Source organism: Oleiphilus sp. HI0132, from assembly GCF_001635845.1.
Genome location: NZ_LWGJ01001177.1, coordinates 1 through 6,563, shown reverse-complemented (window position 1 = coordinate 6,563; position 6,563 = coordinate 1). Strand labels below are relative to the sequence as shown.

Genomic DNA, 6,563 nt, shown 5'->3' with positions numbered 1-6,563 from the left:
TCCTTATCAGTCATTAAAACAGTTTTATGGTTTTTAAGGGGGTCAGGCAGCTGGGATTCCATTGACTCGAGTTCATATAGCAAGGTGGAATCAACCGATACTGTTACCAAGGAATCAGGGCTTTCTTTAGCCAACACTGACAACCAGGATGAGACACTAACGAAGGTTTCAAATTCAATCTTTGCTGCTCTAAAATACTGTTCCAGCACACTGTTTTGGAAGTGATCCTTGCCTTCCAGCAATAGAACTTTAGTCGGCAATGCAGTTTTTCTTTGAGCGTCATGTAGTACTACATTTTTGTCTTGCTGGCATTGCAGTTTGAGTTTGAAAATAAACGTTGTGCCAATACCTTCTTCACTTCTAAAGTCTACGCTACCACCCATCAACTCAGCCAAGTGCTTACAAATAGTCAACCCTAAGCCCGTACCGCCATACTTTCCAGTTGTCGAAGAGTCACCTTGAACGAAAGGAGTAAACAGCTTACTTTGCGCAGTTTTTGATAGCCCTATACCGGTATCTCGAACTTCCACAATTAGCTGGGTATTGTTGTCATTCTGGTAAGCCGATTCCAACCACAATTCAACTCGCCCGGAACTGGTAAACTTGACCGCAGTTGCAGCAAGATTCAGAATAACCTGTCGTATTCTATTCGGGTCGCCTTTGACCCAGCGATTGATATCTGGAGATAGATAATAAATAAATTCCAAACGCTTTTCTTGTGCCTGAAAATTGATTAGATCTGCACAGTCATCAACTACCTGACGCAAATCGAAAGGAATGCTTTCTAGATCTAACTGATTCGCCTCGATCTTAGAAAAGTCCATTATATCGTTAATTAAGGACAATAAAGCCTGAGCTGAAGAGTTGATAACATTTACAAACTTATCCTGCTCAGCATCGAGTTTGGTTTTCTTTAACACATCCGACAAACCAATGATGGCATTCATTGGCGTTCGAATATCATGACTCATGGATGCGAGAAAAATATTTTTACTTCTGTTAGCGCTTTCAGCAACTTCTCTGGCGTCATCCAACTGTGAGTTTCGCTGCTTAAGCTCATCTAAGGTTTCACTCAGCTGAGAGGTACGAATATTAAACCAGCTCGCTAACTGGGAAAGTTCGCTACTGCTAGGTATTTTCAGACGCGTTACGTAATCTTCACGGCTAACAAGCTTTCTCACCTGCTGGGTCAGCTTATTAATAGGCTCCATGAAGACCAGGTTGAAGAAGATAATATAAGAGAGAGCACTGAAAACTAACAGTACTAAGAGATTGCTTAATAGGCCGTCAGATATTTCATCTACTACCGCAATACTATACCGGGCAGGCATAGATAGTACGATCTTCCAGCCAATATTGGGAAGGCTCAAGACTCTGATTGATGAAGCCTCTAATAGAATAGGGTCATCTTTCAAGATTAGTGGTTTATTTGTTGAGGCTTCAAACCGCAAACCTAACAAGAAAGCGGCTATCGTAGAGCCTTCTTCAACTTCAACCTGATAAGATTCTTCAGCCAGCACCTCTGCTAAGCGTTTAACTTCAGCACTGAATTTATCATCACCTGCCCCATTACTGAGCGAAGTACTTACCGTTTTAAGGTAACTTTCTATTTGCTGGAAACCGGAGTTAGTTGCTGAAATGTCTGACATAGTCGGATATTCATGTTTGACGAAGCCTTTGAGGTCTAGGAACTGAGCTTGCTTATTAACTTCGACTGGGAATGACAGTAAGCGATTATTTCGATCTAAGGCAAAAGCATAGCCCCCAATTAATTTTGCCTGCTCAGACATAAACTCAGACAAGCCAGTTAACCTTAGATCGATTGTTGCGACACCCTTGAAAACGCCATTCTCGAACATTGGCACCGTACAAGTTACCATCGGTTCTAATGAATAAGGGTCCATATAAGACTTTGACCAGTAAGCACGCCCGTGTTTTAAATAACGGGCAGGAACATACCATTCTTCGTTGTGGTAGCCATTCCCTTTGGGGTCGTTGTAATCGTCGAAATACTCTAAGACACCTTGCTCATTTCTCCCCCAAAAAAAGGACCGACGTTCCACGCCTTCTTTGAACTGATTGGGTTCGGGCCAAACACCACCACCGGCAACAAGCTTTGACATTCCCGCTTGATCAATAACCTTTGGCAATAAATCTTTAAATGTAGCAACATCTTTGGAAAGCGAGACACCGAGTTTTGCTAAAGTCGTGGTCAATGTCTCAGTCGCAACAAGGCGTTGTTGCAGCTTTAAAACAATATTCTGGCCAATCTCTCGATTTAGCTTTTCAGCCTGCTCGGAAATGACCTGCTTGCCTTTTGTCTGAGTCACAAAATAGCTGGCGGCTACAACTGCTGCGATAAACAGAACAAGGCCCAAGCTCATTTTAAAGATCAAACTGCTGAAGACTCTATTTCTGGGACCTACATGTGCACTTCGTTCAGCTCTAGCACAGTCATCCTGGTGCTGAGTATGCTTATTAGTTGAAAGATCTTCTGATAGTTCTTTGGTGATTTGTTCCGTTCTTGGATCTCTTCGCTTCATTGAAGGGCCAACAACTTTCTTACTTTCCTGCTTCATAGCACTCGTTCTTTCGTCCAAGAAATATGGAAAAAGTATAGGCAATAGATTGGTAAAAGAGAAATTCGAAGCTCTATTCCAAAGAAAGAACGCCTGCTTTTACGATAATAATCATGAAACTGGCTCTAAATACTCAATAATATATTGAACACTTACTCGCCCTCGAAACTCGTTTATTCCCGGTTTAAAGACCACTCTAGCCATTTCAGGCAAGTGCTGACTTACCCATGGACTATTAAATTGAATCGCGTCAAACAACTCATGACCACCTTCCATTTTTAATACTAGCTTGAGGTGTTTTTCTTTTAATACTCTGCTCTGTACCAATTCAAAGGTATTTTCAAAACAAGGTTCTGGAAAGCGTTGACCCCAAGGCCCAGCAGCTTCAAGCTCTCTTATTTGCTGAACTGTTGACTCATACTCATTCAATGGGCCATCGGTAAGGATAACCGACTCCATATCCTCTTCCCTCAATAACTCTCTTACGACTTGGTCAAACGCTTCATTAAAATGCGGATAGCTCGCTTCATCAATCGACAAACCCGCCGCCATCGCATGGCCACCAAACTTTTTAATCAGCTCTGGGTGGCGCTTAGATACCAGGTCCAGAGCATCGCGCATATGAAGCCCGGGTATAGAGCGCGCAGATCCTTTTAGCTCCCTATTCTGAATCAGCGGATCATCGCTAGCAGGCGCAAAAGCGATTACGGGCCGATGAAATAGCTCTTTGATACGTGAAGCTAATATCCCAATGACACCTTGGTGCCAATGTGGCTCATATAAGCTCAACCCCCACGACAAGTTCTCAAGAGCCAAGCTTTCCGTAGACTTGTCCAGAATGCTTTGTACCTGGGCTTCAGCATCCTGTTTCATTTCGGCTTCAATGCGCTTGCGCTCGACATTCAGCTGGTCCAGGCGCTGCGCGATAGACATTGCCCTAACCTCGCTATCAGCTAATAGGCATTCGATACCCTGTGACATATCATCAAGGCGACCCGCCGCATTTAGCCGCGGACCAACGATAAACCCCATATCACTCGATTTAACGCCCGACAACTCCTTACCCGCGAGCGACAAAAGCGCTTTGATTCCAGGACGACAATAACCTGCCCGAATACGTTTAAGCCCTTGGGAAACCAGTACGCGATTGTTGTGATCGAGCGCCACCAGATCAGCGACAGTCCCCAAAGCAACCAAATCAAGATATGAAGCCATATTGGGTTCTTTAAGCTGTCTCTGTTCAAACCATTGTCTCTTTTTAAGCAAGGTTCTAAGACTACTTAAAACATAAAATATAACCCCTACCCCTGCGGCATTTTTGCTGGGAAATTCACAACCGAGTTGATTTGGATTCACGATTGCATCAGCTTTAGGTAGGGTATCTCCCGGCAAGTGATGATCAGTAACCAAAACCTTAATACCGAGTGACTTGGCCCGCTCTACGCCTGCTTCACTAGCAATACCATTATCAACAGTAACGATTAGGTCAGGCTTTAATTTTGCAGCATAGTCAACGATTTCTGGCGTCAGGCCATAGCCGAATTCAAAACGGTTGGGCACAATATAAGAGCACTCTTTCGCCCCCATCTCTCGAAGTACAAGAACAGCCAAGGCTGTACTCGTCGCACCATCGCAGTCAAAGTCTCCAAGAATTAAGATATGCTGCTGTGCAACGAGCGCATTATATAAAACTTCAAGCGCCTCGTTCAGGCCTTTTAGAGAAGATGATGATTCCAGGTCAGCAAGTTGATAGCTTAACTCTTTCGCACTGTGCACCCCTCTCGCCTGATAAATCCGGCTTAATAATGGCGAAAACCCGTCCATCACCGGAGCCCCTTCCGAGAGCGTGCGTCTAACTATTTTCATCATTGGAGCCTGTTTGGTAAAAGTAAGAACCGACGAAGTGAATTACATAAGCCACAAAAAAGCCGGAACAGCGTCCGGCTTTTTTAATCACAGATATGCTTAGCCGCGTCTGTGCTTTGCGACAAAGGCATGTACTTTAGCCATGTCATTTGGAAGAACCTCATAACGCTCTTCCCTATCATAAAGGTCTTTCATATGGTGGGGAAGCTCTGGCGCTACATCAAGCCCGGACTTCTCGACAGCTTCAGGAAACTTAACAGGGTGTGCAGTAGCCAAGGTAATCATTGGTATACTGCCATCACGGCGGCACTCGCGTGCGGCACCCACACCAATAGCAGTGTGTGGATCAATCAAGTATTCAGTCTCTTCGTAAACATCCTTAATCAACTGACATGTTTGCTCATCATTCAGAGACCAGCTATCAAAGAGCTTTCTGGCAGCACGCCAGCGATACTCTTCTACGGAACCTTCGTCAGTTTTCCAGGATTCCATCTGCTTCGCCAAAGCCTTTCCGTCGCGTCCATATAAGTCGAACATTAAACGCTCAAAGTTGCTTGAGACCATAATATCCATACTTGGGGAAAGTGTGTGCTCTAAAGGCTGCATTTTATAGTGATTAGCACTGATAAAACGATGCAGAATGTCATTTTTGTTAGTAGCAACAACTAACTGACTAATAGGTAAACCCATATTCCGAGCTAAGTAACCCGCAAAAATATCGCCAAAATTACCAGTTGGAACCGAAAAAGCAACACTCCTATGAGGGCCACCAAGCGCTAAGGATGCACTGAAGTAATAGACAATCTGAGCCATAATTCGCGCCCAGTTTATTGAATTCACAGCAACCAGGCGAGTACCTTCTAAAAAGGACTGGTCAGCAAAGCTGTTTTTAACCATGTGCTGACAGTCATCGAAGTTACCTTCAATAGCAATGTTGAAAACGTTATCACCCAATACCGTCGTCATTTGTTTACGCTGTACATCCGATACTCTGTTATGCGGATGCAAAATAAAGATGTCGACGTTGTCGCAGTGTTTACAGCCTTCTATCGCGGCAGAACCAGTATCGCCAGAAGTCGCACCCATAATAACTACACGCTCATTTCTTTTCTTAAGCACATAATCCAACAAGCGACCTAGTAGCTGTAAGGCAAAGTCTTTAAATGCCAGTGTAGGACCGCGGAATAACTCCATCACCCACTCGTTAGCATCCACTTGCACTAAAGGTGCGACGGCAGAGTGATCAAACACCTCATAGGTTTTTTCAACCATGTCCCTGAAATCATCTTCAGGAATTTCACCTTCAACAAAGGGGTACATAACATTGAAAGCTAACTGAGAGTATGGAAGGCCTGCCCAGGATGCGATTTCTTCCTGAGTAAAACGAGGTAAGGTTTCGGGTACATAGAGCCCACCATCTGGCGCTAAACCAGTCAACAAAACATCTTCAAATGATAAAGGGGGCGCTTCGCCGCGTGTGCTAATATATTTCACGTTTATCTATCCAAGCAAAATTTCTATCGTAAACAAGAAGGCTCTGCCTTCAGGTTCTTCTAATTAATGGTTAAAGTGCTCAACGCGTATCTTCACGACTTCTTTTCTTGTCGTTTCAAGCGCTTCTATCTGCTCTATAGCAGTATTAATTTGCTTCTCTTGCACTTCATGGGTCAATAATACAAGCGGAATGCAATCACCCTCTCGGTCGGTTTCTTTTTGCATCACTGACTCAATATTAATCCCCAGGTCACTCATAATCGACGCGATCTTGGCCAATACGCCCGGGTGGTCCTCAGCAGTAACACGCAAGTAATACGCAGAAGATATTTCTTCGATTGGCAGTACCGATAAGTCTTGAATCTTGTCAGCGCTGAAGCCAAGGTAAGGAACCGGTACAAAGCCTTTATTATCGCCTATTCGTGCGATATCAATAATATCCGCAATTACCGCTGAAGCTGTTGCTTCTGAGCCAGCACCGGCACCATAGTACAATGTTTGACCAACCGCATCACCATCGACCAATACCGAGTTCATTACGCCATCGACTTTAGCGATCAGCTGGTCCTGAGGGATTAACGTCGGATGAACTCGAAGCTCAAAACCATTTTCATGCTTACGCGT

4 protein-coding genes are annotated in these 6,563 nt (G+C 44.2%); all 4 read right to left on the bottom strand.

Annotated elements, in window-relative coordinates:
• Positions 1-2,579, bottom strand: a 2,579-nt coding sequence (locus A3766_RS16735; RefSeq protein WP_068642542.1) for an ATP-binding protein, incomplete at its 3' end; no start/stop codon positions are given.
• 111 nt (positions 2,580-2,690) lie between these two features.
• Complete coding sequence (gene recJ, locus A3766_RS16730; protein WP_197470248.1) at positions 2,691-4,448, bottom strand: single-stranded-DNA-specific exonuclease RecJ; 1,758 nt, start codon at positions 4,446-4,448, stop codon at positions 2,691-2,693.
• Between the two features lie 96 nt (positions 4,449-4,544).
• Positions 4,545-5,939: a threonine synthase gene (gene thrC / locus A3766_RS16725; RefSeq protein ID WP_068510824.1), complete on the bottom strand. Its 1,395-nt coding sequence runs from the start codon at positions 5,937-5,939 to the stop codon at positions 4,545-4,547.
• 63 nt (positions 5,940-6,002) lie between these two features.
• A partial coding sequence (locus A3766_RS16720; protein WP_156508938.1) for an ACT domain-containing protein occupies positions 6,003-6,563 on the bottom strand: 561 nt, incomplete at its 5' end.